At 60.7% G+C, this 12,785-nt stretch carries 12 protein-coding genes; 5 read left to right on the plus strand and 7 right to left on the minus strand.

Annotated features, from left to right (window positions below; genetic code table 11):
• Positions 1-13 precede the first annotated feature (13 nt).
• The 4 genes from OGM61_01870 to OGM61_01885 all read right to left on the minus strand — a co-directional run bounded on the left by OGM61_01870 (position 14) and on the right by OGM61_01885 (position 3,042).
• Positions 14-631 carry a SipW-dependent-type signal peptide-containing protein gene (locus tag OGM61_01870; protein ID UYI84838.1) on the minus strand — a complete coding sequence of 206 codons (618 nt, stop codon included), beginning with the start codon at positions 629-631 and terminating at the stop codon, positions 14-16.
• A gap of 218 nt (positions 632-849) precedes the next feature.
• Positions 850-1,611, minus strand: a complete 762-nt coding sequence (locus OGM61_01875; GenBank protein ID UYI84839.1) for a SipW-dependent-type signal peptide-containing protein — start codon at positions 1,609-1,611, stop codon at positions 850-852.
• Between the two features lie 73 nt (positions 1,612-1,684).
• Positions 1,685-2,335, minus strand: a complete 651-nt coding sequence (locus OGM61_01880; protein ID UYI84840.1) for a SipW-dependent-type signal peptide-containing protein — start codon at positions 2,333-2,335, stop codon at positions 1,685-1,687.
• A gap of 119 nt (positions 2,336-2,454) precedes the next feature.
• Entirely contained in the window at positions 2,455-3,042 is a 588-nt protein-coding gene (locus OGM61_01885) for a signal peptidase I (protein UYI84841.1), read from the minus strand.
• Between the two features lie 490 nt (positions 3,043-3,532).
• Here OGM61_01885 and OGM61_01890 point away from each other — a divergent pair, with 490 nt between their 5' ends.
• From OGM61_01890 to OGM61_01910, 5 genes are all read left to right on the plus strand, one after another.
• Positions 3,533-5,059, plus strand: a complete 1,527-nt coding sequence (locus OGM61_01890; protein ID UYI84842.1) for an amino acid adenylation domain-containing protein — start codon at positions 3,533-3,535, stop codon at positions 5,057-5,059.
• A gap of 37 nt (positions 5,060-5,096) precedes the next feature.
• The gene (locus OGM61_01895) at positions 5,097-5,330 is read left to right on the plus strand and encodes an acyl carrier protein (protein ID UYI84843.1); all 234 of its coding nucleotides are present in this window, start codon (positions 5,097-5,099) and stop codon (positions 5,328-5,330) included.
• On the plus strand, positions 5,330-6,514 hold the full coding sequence (locus OGM61_01900; protein UYI84844.1) for an alanine racemase: 1,185 nt from the start codon (positions 5,330-5,332) through the stop codon (positions 6,512-6,514). Before OGM61_01895 ends, OGM61_01900 begins: the two co-directional genes overlap by 1 nt.
• Entirely contained in the window at positions 6,511-8,115 is a 1,605-nt protein-coding gene (locus OGM61_01905) for an MBOAT family protein (GenBank protein UYI84845.1), read from the plus strand. The genes OGM61_01900 and OGM61_01905 overlap by 4 nt, the downstream gene beginning before the upstream one ends.
• Before the next feature lie 103 nt (positions 8,116-8,218).
• Positions 8,219-9,328 (plus strand): hypothetical protein, encoded by a 1,110-nt coding sequence (locus OGM61_01910; protein ID UYI84846.1) that lies wholly within the window; start codon positions 8,219-8,221, stop codon positions 9,326-9,328.
• Positions 9,329-9,449: 121 nt separating this feature from the next.
• Here OGM61_01910 and dut read toward each other — a convergent pair whose 3' ends face one another.
• The 3 genes from dut to nrdD form a co-directional block, all read right to left on the minus strand.
• The gene (gene dut, locus OGM61_01915) at positions 9,450-9,890 is read right to left on the minus strand and encodes a dUTP diphosphatase (GenBank protein ID UYI84847.1); all 441 of its coding nucleotides are present in this window, start codon (positions 9,888-9,890) and stop codon (positions 9,450-9,452) included.
• On the minus strand, positions 9,881-10,420 hold the full coding sequence (nrdG, locus tag OGM61_01920; GenBank protein ID UYI84848.1) for an anaerobic ribonucleoside-triphosphate reductase activating protein: 540 nt from the start codon (positions 10,418-10,420) through the stop codon (positions 9,881-9,883). The genes dut and nrdG overlap by 10 nt, the downstream gene beginning before the upstream one ends.
• Before the next feature lie 65 nt (positions 10,421-10,485).
• Positions 10,486-12,660, minus strand: coding sequence for an anaerobic ribonucleoside-triphosphate reductase (gene nrdD / locus OGM61_01925; protein ID UYI84849.1), 2,175 nt, complete (start codon positions 12,658-12,660; stop codon positions 10,486-10,488).
• Positions 12,661-12,785: the final 125 nt, after the last annotated feature.

Consider the following 12,785-nt stretch of genomic DNA (forward strand, 5'->3'; position numbering starts at 1 on the left):
TCGTCCTCCTTTCTCAGGGCGTCGGGATCTGGTCGATCTGCGTGCTCGAGGTGCTCGCTTCGACCGTACCGACGTGCTTCCACACATCTCTGACATCATTGGCAGCGTACTTTTCGAGGTTCGCCGTCTGCACGGCCTCGGCCGTGACGTAGATGTGCACCGTGGCATTCTGATATTCGTTGCCCATGTCCTTACTGAACGTGACGTGGTTGAAGAGCTTCGACGTGGCGGTCTTCGGGTCGACCGAACCACGATAGTAATAGTATCCGCCCTCGCCGGCGATCCAGTCCGTGTCGTTCAGATCCAGCGTGAGCAGCCGCTCGCTCGCATCGAGCGGGATGATCTCGCCATCGGCGCCGACCATCTCGGGCGTGATCTTCACGCGGGTGTAGAAAGCGCCGGAGCCGACATTCTCCACATACACCACTTTGTTCACGACGCTGCCGGGCATGGCGCTCACCGTCGTAAACGGTTGGCCAGCGCCGTCCTCGTCGTGCAGTGCAAGCTTGACGGAGCCCATCGTGATGACGTTATCCGCCGTGCCGACGGCCGAAAAGTACGCCCACGTACCGACCGCCAGCAGTGCCACTGCCAGGAGGAGCACCGTTGCGATGGTCCATTTCTTCTTCATGCACAAACCACCTTTCTCCCTGATAGGATGTTTCTGAGTACCGAGTTCTCACTCTCTCTGCGCCCGAGGGCGCACGCAGGAAATTTTTGTGGGATCATTATTTCAATCTGCGCGCGGACGGCGGCAGCGCCGCCGCCCGCGCCCGGATTGAAGCCGAGCCAGAGTCCCCGATGGGGGCGGCGATTTCGCCGCCCCTTTGGGGTCAAAATGTTGAGGAATTACTTGTCAAATGCAGCGAAGGCAGCGGTTGCATTCGCAAAGCCGTCCGCCTGAATGGCGTCAGCCTCAACGAGGACGTTGAACGCGCCGTTCGGAAGCAAGTTCGCAATCTCTTCATTGGTAACATCGGAATCCATATGAACAGTGCCCCAAACGTTCCAATAGGTCATTTCGTTGGGCTTCAGAGCCTCAGTGCGAGTGAAGGTATAAACATTGTACAGCTTTCCGTCTTTCTCAACGTTTTCTGTTTTCACCATCGTGAACTCGCCACGGCTAATTGCACTTGTCGTATACATACTGCTGTTAAGAACAGCCGTATCCAGCTCTGCGGGGAACATCACGCGGATGCGGATATAAGCATCGTTGGCACCAGTGTTCTTGACATAGGGCATCTTGTGGTAAGACTGTCCCGGAGCAAGCTCGACACCGTCACACGTATACGTGGCAGCGTTAGCTTCGATCTGCGCATCCGTATAGAAGGTATCGCCAGCTTTATACTTGTTGGTATTGCCGGAACCCAGCTTAAGAACTTCGGACCACAGCTCAGCATTTTTGGGATTGAGCTCCTCACCCGGAGTGCCGACGTAACCGGCATTCTCGCGATGCAGGCTAGACTCGAGCAGGTCGATCTTCACATTGCCGACGGTGAAGGTGTTGGTCGCATTGTCTTTATCGGTGAAGTACGCGAGGGTGCCGCCGACGACAAGCGCCGCGACGAGCATGACTGCGATGGCAGCCACAAGAATGGTTTTCTTCTTCATATGTAGTCTTCTCCTTTTCTATTTTCCCACACAGCCTTCTGTGCGTATATTACATGGGAAAAGCAAGGGGTGATCACTTGCCAAAGCAGGCATCAAACGCAGCAGCTGCGCTGCTGAAGCCGGTAGTCTGGCACAGATAAGCATTGAATTGCAGGCTGGAATTCTGAGCAAGCGGAGTGGTCAAATCAACGGCAAGCTGGTTTCCATCCAGAATCGGATAGGTACCAATGGAATTGCCAGAAGTCATCGGAGTCTTATAAACATAAAGCGTACCGCCATTCGGAAGCTGCTTCTGAAGGCCAGTAACTTCCTCCCAGTCGCCGTTCAGCTTGTAATTCAGGCCAGCAGCATTGCCGTAGACTTCCACGAACAGATAAGACGGAGTCTCAACAGCCTTCTTAATCTGAACGAACGGATCTTTCGCAACGGTCATGCCCGGTGTGACTTCATTGTACTCATTGCCAGCGACTTCAACATACTTGGAACTGTCAGTAGTGACATTGCCTTCGGCGTCGACATACTTATAAGTAGCCGTATTGGCATCATAGGCAACTTTGTGTTCCTTCAGGATGAAGTTGGTTTCCGGATCATCAATTGTCTTGCCAACCGTAAAGGTATTGGTAACCGTCTCGGTCTTCGCCGTCAGATACGCATACGTCGCGCCAACCGCCAGCGCCACGACGAGCACGAGCGCGATGGCGACGGTCAGAGTTTTCTTCTTCATGTAACGTTTTCCTCCCCTAAATTTTGTTCAAAGCTTCCTATGTCCAACAGCACTGTGCCGGGTGCTGCCAGCAATCACTAAGTTAATGCACAAACTGGCGAAAATATTGCACGGAAGCTTTATTTTTCCATATTTTCGCCGGGATTTTTGGCATCCGAGGCATCGCCGGGCTTGTCCGCCTGTGCACGGCGGGCAGCGTCGCGCGCGTCCGCCTCCGACGCTTTGCGGAGCATGTCCGGCAGGAACGTCAGGATGATGAGCACGAGCGCGAGCGCGATGGCCAGATACATGCCGGGTGGGTTCGACACCCAGTGCGAAACATAGCCCAGATACGGGATGGTGAACACCGGGCGGCCGATGAGGTTCTTGAAATAGACAGGTGCGCCGTCGGGTGCGTCGTTCGCGTCTCCCTGCGTGTAGAAATGCTCGTTTTCCGCATCGATGGAGATCACGCGGTGTGTGACGACATCCAAGTCCTCATTGAGCACAAAGGTGATCGCGTCGCCGACCTGCACGTCCTCGGGCGCACAGGGCTTGACATAGATCAGCGAGCCGGTGTGATACGTCGGCTCCATGCTGCCGGACAGGACGCACATCGGCCGCAGACCCACCAGCCGCACGCCCACCAGAAGCAGCGCCAGAATGACAACCAGGATCACCAGCACGGTGGTGACAGCGTTCCACACCTTTTGAACTCTCTTTGACATCTGTGACCTTCCTTTCCGCCCCGCTGCACTCCCCCTCCTTTCCGCGGAGACACCGGCCCGTGTCCGGAAACCGGAAACAGGAACGATCATAGCACACGACAGACGCAAAATACGTCGGAACCACATACGGAATTTTTTGTGCGGTTTCCTAAAGTATACCATATGCGCCATAAATGCGAAAGGAAAAATGTTCACAATTTTCCAGGCGCGTTTTTGGCAATAGCAGACAAATCCAGCTGCGAATATGCCGCGGGCGCGCCCATTGCGTCGTGCTGCGAAGCGCCGATTGATGATGGTTTCCATTGTACTTTTCCGGCACGGATGCGTCAAGGGCAAACCGCCCGGGCAGAGCCGGGTGTCAGCGCACGGAAAAACGGCGCGCCACATTCTTACCTTTTTCTTAAATATGACACGTTCCGTCTTGTTTTTGCGCGAAAAACATGATAGGATAAGGCGATTATGGACATTTATCGGAAAGGAGCTGGCAAGCATGGAAACCAACGTGCTCGACTGGCTGGAAGTCACCGCCGCAGCCTGTCCGGACAAACCCGCTTTTCTCGATGAGGACAGTGCGGTGACCTTTGCCGACGTGCGGCGCGAGGCGCGCATCATCGGCACGGCGGCGGCGAAGTTCCGCGCCGGGCAAAAGCGGCCCATCGCCGTCATGAGCGGGCGCAACGCGCACACGCCGGCCGTGTTTCTCGGCGCGGTGTATGCCGGCTGCTGCTACGCCCCGATGGACGGGACGATGCCCGTGCACCGGCTCAACTCTATTTTAAACACGCTGGACACCGATCTGATGATCGTGCAGCGCGCGTTTTACGACAAGGCGAAGACGCTGGACTTTTCCGGCACGATCCTGATCGCGGAGGAGCTGCTCGCGGGCAGCGAGGACGCGGCGCTGCTCGCGGACTGCCGCGCACGCGCCCGAGAGCTCGACCCGCTGTACATCATCTTCACCTCCGGCTCGACCGGCACGCCCAAGGGCGTCATCACGGCGCAGCACTCGCTCATGTGCTACATCGAGGACTACGCCGGCGTGATGGGCATCGCGCGTGCCGACGTGCTGGGCAACCAGTCGCCGCTGGACTACATCGCCGCCGTGCGCGACATTTATCTGCCGCTGCGCTTCGGCGCGACGACGGCCATCATCCCGAAGGAACTTTTCATGTCGCCGGAGCGTCTGTTCGAATACATGAACGACAAGGGCGTCACGGCCGTGGGCTGGAGCGTCTCGGCGCTGACCGTGCCGGCCGCGCTCGGCGCGTTCGAGTGCAGCGCGCCGCAGCACCTGCGCAAGGTGTGCTTCTCCGGCTCGGTGATGCCGTGCAGCTGCCTGCGCCAGTGGCAGCTCGCGCTGCCGGAGGCCCGGTTCGTCAACCAGTACGGCCCGACGGAGGCGACCGCCTCGTGCACGTATTACGTCGTGCCCGGTTTGGTCGAGGACACCGACGTGCTGCCGATCGGCAGGCCGTACCCGCACTATGAGGTGTTTCTGCTCTCGGAGCGCAACGAGGCCGTGCCCGACGGCGAGATCGGCGAGATCTGCGTCAAGGGCCCCATCCTCGCACTGGGCTACTACAACAGCCGCGAGAAAACGGCCGAGAGCTTCCTGCAAAACCCGCTCAACCACGCATACGATGAGCGCATCTATAAGACCGGCGACCTCGGGCACTTCGCGCCCGACGGCAACCTCATGTTCCACGGCCGCAAGGACCGGCAGGTCAAGCACCTCGGCCACCGCGTGGAGCTCGGGGAGATCGACCTCGCCGCGGCGAAGGTGGCCGGCGTGGAGGACGCCTGCGCGCTCTATGACCAGGCGCACGAGCAGATCTGGCTGTTTTACACCGGCGAGGGCGTGACCAAGCGCGACATCGCCGTCGCCCTGCGCGCCGACCTGCCGGGCTTCATGGTGCCGCGCAAGATCGAGCAGCTGGACGCCATGCCCCGGCTCGACAACGGCAAGACGAACATGCGCGCGCTGGCCGAGCGCATCACCGCTGCGGCCAAGCACTGATTTTGCTTACTTTACTCACTTCAGGAGGTATATTACTATGGAACAGGAACTGATGGACATTCTGACCGATCTGCGTCCCGACGTGGATTTTGAGACCGAGACCGCCCTCATCGACGACCACATTCTCGAGTCGTTCGACATCGTGTCGCTCGTCGCGGCGCTCAACGACGCATTCGACATCGAGATCGGCGCCAAGGACCTCGTGCCGGAGAACTTCAACTCCGCGAAAAGTCTGCTAGCCATGGTGCAGCGCCTGCAGGACGAGGACTGATGGACAAGACTGCACTCCGGACGGCAGCCGCGAAATACGGCACGCCGCTGTATCTGTTTGATCTGGAGGCCTTCACGGCGCGCGCTCAAAGAGTGCGCGCCGCGTTTGGCTCGGACGTAAATCTGTGCTACTCCATGAAGGCCAACCCCTTCGTGCTGCGCGGCCTGCCGGACGTGTTCCGCTGGGTGGAGGTGTGCTCCCCCGGCGAGCTGACGATCTGCGAAAGGCTCGGCATCCCGCCGGAGCGCATCCTGTACTCCGGCGTGAACAAGGGCGCGGACGATGTTGCGCGCGCCGTCGCGCTGGGCGCAGACCTGCTCACGGCCGAGAGCACGCTGCACTTTGACCTTATCTGCGCGGCCGCGGCCGCGCAGGGAAAGCACGTGCGCGTGCTGCCGCGCCTGACCGCCGGCAGCCAGTTCGGCATGGATCCCGACGCGCTGGCCGATCTCGTCGCCCGGCGCGCGGAATTCCCGAACGTGACGATCGTCGGCATCCACTACTTTTCCGGCACGCAAAAGCGCAAGGACGCCGTGATCGCCAAGGAGCTTGCGCATCTGGACGAATACCTCACGATGCTGCACGAACGCTACGGCTTCACGGCGCAGCACGTGGAATACGGCCCGGGGCTGAATGCCGAGTGCTTCCGCGACGACGCCGAGGCGCGCGACTGCGCGCTGCTCGGCGCGGCGGCGGCGCACATCCGCGCCTTCGGCGAGAAGTATCCGCTCACGATCGAGATGGGCCGCTTTTTCGCCGCGCCCTGCGGCACGTTTCTCACCGGCGTGGCCGACGCCAAGTGCAACCTCGGCGTGAACTACGCCATATGCGATGGCGGCATGCACCAGGTCAAGTATGACGGCCAGCTCATGGGCATGCAGGCCCCGCCGCTGACGCTCCTGCGCGAGAGCGCGGACGCGCCCGAGCCGTGGATGCTCTGCGGCAGCCTGTGCACGACGGCGGACGTGCTCGTGCGCGAGGCGCAGCTGCCGCCGCTGCGCGTGGGCGACGTGATCGCCCTCGGCCGCTGCGGCGCGTACTCCGTGACGGAGGGCGTGGCCGTGTTTCTGTCGCGCGACATGCCGCGCGTCGCGCTGTACCGCGGTGGGAACTTCACGCTCGTGCGCGACCGGTTTGCGACCGACGCGCTCAACACCTGCCGGACGCCGGAGGACGAAGCATGACGCTGACATCGCTGTCGTTTTACCTGCTGGTACTCGCGCTGCTGGTGCTGTACTACCTCGTGCCGAAGCGGTTCCAGTGGGTGGTGCTGCTGATCGGCAGCTACGCGTTTTACGCGTTCGTGTGCCTGCGCTACATGGGCTTTATCGTCATCACAACGCTCACGACCTACTTCGGCGCCCGCGGCATGGACGCCATGACCGCGCACATGGAGCAGACCGTCGCCGCGCACAAGCAGGACTGGGAGCGCGAGGAGCGCAAGGCGTACAAAAAGCGCTGCAAGTCCCGCCGCAAGGCGCTCATGATCGCCATCCTGCTGCTGAACTTCGGCATCCTCGCCGTGCTCAAATACTATAACTTCTTTGCCGAGTCCATGGAGACGCTCTTTGCGTCCGTGGGGCTGACGGTCTCGCTCGGCCACATCGGGCTGCTGCTGCCGCTGGGCATCTCGTTTTACACGTTCCAGTCCATGGGCTACGTGCTCGACGTCTACCGTGAAAAAGTGCCCGCCGAGCGCAACGTCGGCAAGCTCGCGCTGTTCGTGTCCTTCTTCCCGCAGATCATTCAGGGCCCGATCGGCGTGTACGACCAGCTGGCGCACCAGCTCTATGCCGAGCACAGATACAGCTTTGACAACATCCGCTTCGGCGCACAGCTGATCCTCTGGGGCTTTTTTAAAAAGCTCGTCATCGCCGACCGCGCCGTGGGCATGATCCACACCGTCGCCGGGGCGTACACCGACTACGCCGGCACGTACGTGCTGCTGGCGGCGATCGTCTACGCGCTGCAGCTCTATGCCGACTTCTCCGGCGGCATCGACATCTCGCGCGGCGTGGCGCAGATGTTCGGCATCACCATGGGCGAAAACTTCCGCCGCCCGTATTTCTCGCGCACGCTCACCGAGTACTGGCACCGCTGGCACATCTCGCTCGGCGACTGGCTGCGCAACTACCTGTTCTACCCGCTGTCGATCTCGAAAGCGTTTCTCAATTGGGGCCGCCACGCCAGACAGCACCTCGGCAGCCACATCGGCAAGGTACTGCCGACGGCCGTGGCCTCGCTGATTACGTTTCTCATCATCGGCATCTGGCACGGGGCAAGCTGGAAATACGTCGCCTTCGGTTTCTGGAACGGCATGGTCATCCTCGTGTCAACGCTGCTGCAGCCGGTGTCGGACAAGGTCGTCGCCGCGCTGCACATTGAGCGCAAGAGCGCGTGGTATCAGGTGTTTTCCATGCTGCGCACGTTCGTGGTCGTGCTCATCGGCTATTACTTTGACATCGCCGACGGTTTTCGCGCCGCGATGGGCATGATGTTAAAATCCGTGACCGACCTGCACCTGTCGCAGCTGCGGCCGGGCGCCGTGCTCGAGGCGCTGCCTCTGACGCGGTATGATTGGTGCGTGCTGCTGTTCGGCACGGTCGTGATTTTCACCGCCTCCGTCATTCAGGAGCGCTCGCAGCGCACCATCCGCGAGATCCTCGACGAGAAGTGTCTCGCCCTGCGCTGGGCCGTGCTGCTTGCCGGCATCTTCGCCGTCGTGCTCATGGGCGTTTACGGCCCCGGCGTGCAGGCATCCGAATTCGTGTATATGCAGTTTTAAGCCGGGAAACAGCGCCCGCTATCCCAAGCCCGCGAAGCGGGCTCGCAGCAGACCATCGCCGCAATTTTCCGCGTGGCGCTAACACAGCATGTGGAGAACATCAATGAATCCAAAACAACACGCAAAAAGAAATACCGTCCTGCGCGTAATCGCGTTTCTGCTCATCGTGGCGCTGGTCTACGGCGCGCTCACGCGGCTGCTGACCATCAACAGCATCACCGAGCAGCAGTACATCCGCAGCTTCTATCTAGAGCCGAAAAACTCGCTCGACGTCATGATCCTCGGCGCGAGTGAGACGTTTACCGACTATTGCGCACCTTTGGCATGGCAGCACGCCGGGTTTACAAGTTACCCGCTGGCCGTGTCGGCCGCGCAGGGCACGCTCTATGCATCCATGCTGCGCGAGAGCGCCAAGCGGCAAAATCCGTCTGTCTACGTGGTCGAGGTCAACGGCTTTCTCTACACGGAGGCAGAGCGGGATGAGCTCGGCACGGCCGCAACGCGCGAATGGCTCGACACGCTGCCGCTCTCACGCAACAAGGTGCAGGCCATTGACGAGTGCGTGCAGGGCGACCGGCTGTCATACTATGTGCCGCTGCTCAAGTACCACGACAACTGGAGAAAGCCGGACCTCATCCGCAATTCGCTGTCACTGCAGCAGCAGGCGCGCGACGCGGGCTATTCGTACACCAAGCCGTTTCTGTCCATCTCCATGTTCCTCACGGAGACGGATGAGATCCCCGTGCGCCAGCAATCGCTCGACGATTTCAACGAGCAGAGCCTGCGCACCTTCTGCGAGACAGCCAAGGCACGGGGAATCAAAAACGTGCTCTTTGCCCGCTTCCCGCACCGCACCGTCATTGAAAACTATGACGCCGTGTTTGCCGAGCTGGAGGCGGTCGTGCACGAGTACGGGTATGATTTTGCGAACTTCGACACGCAGATGGACGCCATCGGCCTCGACCCGCTCAATGATTTCGCCAACGCCGAGCATCTGAACATTTTCGGCGCGGAGAAATTCACGCCCTACCTCGCCGACTATCTCGCGCAGCACTATGACCTGAACACCGCGCACAGTCAGGCCGTCACCGACGAATGGACGCGCTGCGCCGCATTCACGCAGCAAATGCTGCCCGTGTGCGAGGACAATACCCGGCGCTACACGTGCGAGAAGCTCGACGAATTCTCGCCCGTATTCGCAGACTGCCGCTGAATAAAGCAAGTTTGCCGCTGAATAAAGCAAGTTTGCCGCTGAATAAAGCAAGTTTGCCGCTGAATAAAGCAAAACGCAGCCCCCTTCGAGACGCTCGAAGGGGGCTGCGTTTTTTGTTGCTTTACCGGCCGGTGCTGCCGAAGCCGCCCGCGCCGCGGTCGGTCTCGTCGAGCGCATCCGCCTCTGCAAACTCCGCCGCCAGAAACGGCAGGATCACGAGTTGGGCGATGCGGTCGCCGGGGGCGACGGTGCGCACTTCGTCCGTGTCGTTGTGCAGCGCGACGGTGCACTCGCCGCGGTAATCGGCGTCGATCACGCCGACGCAGTTGGCCGGGCGCAGCCCCTGCTTAGAGGCCAGCCCGCTGCGCGCGAACACGCCGCCGAAATACCCCGCCGGGATGGCGAGGGCGAGGCCCGTGCCGATCATGGCCGTCACGTGCGGCGCGATCGTGACACACTGCCCGTCCGCCGGGCAGGCATAGAGATCATAGCCCGCCGCGTCCGCGCTGCCGCGCCGCGGCGTCACAGCGCCGGGCCGCAGCTTCTGGATCTTCACTTCCATCCGTTCATGCCCTCCCAGAGTACGATGCGGCCCGCCGCGCGGGTCCGGTCCATGTCGATGATGCGCTGGTTTTCCGAGCCGCGGAAACGCAGGCTGATGTTGCGCTGCGCGTCCACGTAGCGCCCGTCGACGAGGATGTCGATGAGCGAAAGCATCTCGTCCGTGACCTCGCAGCGCGGGTGCGTGCCGTCGACCGTAAGCTCCTTGTCGAGCGTGAAGCCCGAATACGCCCAGATGTCCTTGTCCGGATACTGCGCGCGCACCCGGCGCAGAAACGGCACGAGCGCGCGCTGGTTTTCCGGCTCGAACGGGTCGCCGCCGAGCAGCGTCAGGCCGCGGATAAAGGGCTTTTCCAGCTCGGCAAAAATCACCTGCTCGGCCGCCGCGTCAAACGGCTTGCCGTAGTGAAAATCCCACGTCTGCGGCTGAAAGCAGTTGTAGCAGTGGTTCGTGCAGCCGGAAACGAACAGCGTCACGCGCACGCCGACGCCGTTGGCAATGTCGCAGGTCTTGATCTCTCCATAATACATAGCAGTTTCCTCACAAACGGCGGACGTATCGCATGGACACGCCCGCCGATTTTCATTTTTGCACGTTACAGATGCAGCACGCGCTCCTTGATCTCCTGCGTGCGGCCCTGATTCCAGAACTGGGTGCCGATGTAGCCGCAGGTGCGGCGGGCCACGTTCATCTTGTCCTGATCCGTGTTGCCGCAGTTCGGGCAGCGCCAGATGAGCTTGCCGTCGTGCTCGACGATCTCGATCTCGCCGTCGTAGCCGCAGACCTGGCAGTAGTCGCTCTTGGTGTTGAGCTCGGCGTACATGATGTTGTCATAGATGAACTTCATGACCTCGAGCACAGCCGGGATGTTGTTTTGCATATTCGGCACCTCGACGTAGCTGATCGCGCCGCCGGGCGAGAGCGCCTGAAACTTCGACTCGAAGGCCAGCTTGCTGAATGCGTCGATATGCTCGGTCACATGGATGTGGTAGCTGTTGGTGATGTAGCCCTTGTCCGTGACGCCGGGGATGATGCCGAAGCGCTTTTGCAGGCACTTGGCGAACTTGTACGTCGTGGACTCCAGCGGCGTGCCGTAGAGGCTGAAGTCGATGTTGTGCATCTGCTTCCACTTGGCGCAGGCGTCGTTCATGTGCTGCATGATCTCGAGCGCGAACGGCGTGGCCGAGGGGTCGGTGTGAGACTTGCCGGTCATGTACTTGACGCACTCATACAGTCCCGCGTAGCCGAGGGAGATGGTCGAGTAGCCGCCGTAGAGGAGCTTGTCGATCGGCTCGCCCTTCTTCAGACGGGCCAGCGCGCCGTACTGCCACAGGATGGGCGCGGCGTCCGAGAGCGTGCCCTTGAGCCGCTCGTGGCGGCACATGAGCGCGCGGTGGCAGAGCTCGAGCCGCTCGTCAAAGATCTTCCAGAACTTCTCCATGTTGCCGCCGGAGGACAGCGCCACATCCGGCAGGTTGATGGTCACGACGCCCTGATTGAAGCGGCCGTAGTACTTCGGCTTTCCGTTTTCGTCGACATACGGCGTCAGGAAGCTGCGGCAGCCCATGCAGGTGTAGCAGTGGCCCTCGCCGTTTTTGTCGACCTTGAGCTCGAGCATCTTCTTCTCGGAGATGTAGTCCGGCACCATGCGCTTGGCGGTGCAGCGGGCGGCCAGCTCCGTGAGATACCAGTAGGGGGAATCCTCGTGGATGTTGTCCTCCTCGAGCACGTAAATGAGCTTCGGGAACGCCGGCGTGACCCACACGCCCTTCTCGTTTTTCACGCCCTGATAGCGCTGGCGCAGCGTCTCCTCGATGATCATGGCGAGGTCATGGCGCTCCTGCTCGTTTTTCGCCTCTCCGAGATACATGAACACCGTCACGAACGGGGCCTGGCCGTTCGTGGTCAGCAGCGTGACGACCTGATACTGGATCGTCTGCACGCCGCGGCGGATCTCCTCGCGCACGCGGTTTTCGACGAGCTCGGCCAGCTTTTCCTCACCCGGATGCGCGTCGATGGCCTGCATTTCGGCCTCGACCTCGCGGCGGATGCGCTCGCGGCTGACCTGCACGAACGGGGCCAGATGCGTCAGCGAGATCGACTGCCCGCCGTACTGGTTGGAGGCGACCTGCGCGATGATCTGGGTCGCAATGTTGCACGCGGTCGAGAAGCTGTGCGGCCGCTCGATGAGCGTGCCGGTGATGACCGTGCCGTTTTCGAGCATATCTTCCAGGTTCACGAGGTCGCAGTTGTGCATGTGCTGCGCGTAATAGTCCGCGTCGTGGAAGTGGATGATACCCTCCTCGTGCGCCTCGACAATGTCCTTCGGCAGCAGGAGGCGGCTCGTGATGTCACGGCTGACCTCGCCGGCCATGTAGTCGCGCTGCGTGCTGTTGACGATCGGATTCTTGTTGGAGTTTTCCTGCTTGGCCTCTTCGTTGTTGCACTCGATGAGGCTCAGGATGCGGTCGTCGGTCGTGTTGGCGCGGCGCACCAGGCTGCGGGTGTAGCGGTAAGTAATGTAGGCCTTGGCGACCTCGAACGCACCGTGGGCCATGATCTGCTTTTCGACCATGTCCTGAATTTCCTCCACGGCGGCGCTGCGGCCCAGCTCCTGGCAGGCGAGCTCCACGCTCTCGGCGATGCGCTGGATCTGCCGCGGCGTCATGCGGTCGCACTCTTCGACGGCGGCATTGGCCTTCGTGACGGCCATGATGATCTTGGAGATGTCAAAGTTCTCCTCTGCGCCGTTTCGCTTGATGATCTTCATCTTTCTGTTCCTCCCCCTCGTAATCGAAAACACAATATCTTGTGCGGAAAACCGCTTTATTTTGTATTGAGAGCGGGTATATCGTACAACATCTAGTACAGGCTGTCAATAAGCAATTCGATTTT

It is taken from the genome of Clostridiales bacterium, from assembly GCA_025757645.1.
Taxonomy (GTDB): Bacteria; Bacillota; Clostridia; order Oscillospirales; family Oscillospiraceae; genus CAG-103.

Coding starts and splice junctions, on each gene's coding strand:
- OGM61_01870 (UYI84838.1), bottom strand. CDS start 631: ATGAAGAAGAAATGGACCATCGCAACGGTGCTCCTCCTGGCAGTGGCA.
- OGM61_01875 (UYI84839.1), bottom strand. CDS start 1,611: ATGAAGAAGAAAACCATTCTTGTGGCTGCCATCGCAGTCATGCTCGTC.
- OGM61_01880 (UYI84840.1), bottom strand. CDS start 2,335: ATGAAGAAGAAAACTCTGACCGTCGCCATCGCGCTCGTGCTCGTCGTG.
- OGM61_01885 (UYI84841.1), bottom strand. CDS start 3,042: ATGTCAAAGAGAGTTCAAAAGGTGTGGAACGCTGTCACCACCGTGCTG.
- OGM61_01890 (UYI84842.1), top strand. CDS start 3,533: ATGGAAACCAACGTGCTCGACTGGCTGGAAGTCACCGCCGCAGCCTGT.
- OGM61_01895 (UYI84843.1), top strand. CDS start 5,097: ATGGAACAGGAACTGATGGACATTCTGACCGATCTGCGTCCCGACGTG.
- OGM61_01900 (UYI84844.1), top strand. CDS start 5,330: ATGGACAAGACTGCACTCCGGACGGCAGCCGCGAAATACGGCACGCCG.
- OGM61_01905 (UYI84845.1), top strand. CDS start 6,511: ATGACGCTGACATCGCTGTCGTTTTACCTGCTGGTACTCGCGCTGCTG.
- OGM61_01910 (UYI84846.1), top strand. CDS start 8,219: ATGAATCCAAAACAACACGCAAAAAGAAATACCGTCCTGCGCGTAATC.
- dut (UYI84847.1), bottom strand. CDS start 9,890: ATGGAAGTGAAGATCCAGAAGCTGCGGCCCGGCGCTGTGACGCCGCGG.
- nrdG (UYI84848.1), bottom strand. CDS start 10,420: ATGTATTATGGAGAGATCAAGACCTGCGACATTGCCAACGGCGTCGGC.
- nrdD (UYI84849.1), bottom strand. CDS start 12,660: ATGAAGATCATCAAGCGAAACGGCGCAGAGGAGAACTTTGACATCTCC.